A 256-nucleotide genomic window follows, 5' to 3' on the forward strand; every position below is an offset into this window, starting at 1 on the left:
CTCTGACAGTAATATGAAATTAAAATGGTGCGGGTGAAGGGAGTCGAACCCCCACGCCTTGCGGCGCTAGATCCTAAGTCTAGTGCGTCTGCCAATTCCGCCACACCCGCTAAGCAGTATTTAAATAATAAACTGGTGAGCCATGAAGGACTCGAACCTTCGACCCTCTGATTAAAAGTCAGATGCTCTACCAACTGAGCTAATGGCTCTCTAAATGGTGCCGGCGAAAGGAGTCGAACCCTCGACCTACTGATTA

The 256-nt window shown here is 48.8% G+C and carries 2 tRNA genes; both read right to left on the reverse strand.

What is annotated here, in order from left to right:
* Positions 1–25 precede the first annotated feature (25 nt).
* Positions 26–110: transfer RNA gene (locus M3166_RS19200), tRNA-Leu, on the reverse strand.
* Positions 111–133: 23 nt separating this feature from the next.
* Positions 134–209, reverse strand: a tRNA-Lys gene (locus tag M3166_RS19205).
* Positions 210–256: the final 47 nt, after the last annotated feature.

The organism is Solibacillus isronensis (genome assembly GCF_023715405.1).
In the GTDB taxonomy this organism is placed as follows: Bacteria; Bacillota; Bacilli; order Bacillales_A; family Planococcaceae; genus Solibacillus; species Solibacillus isronensis_B.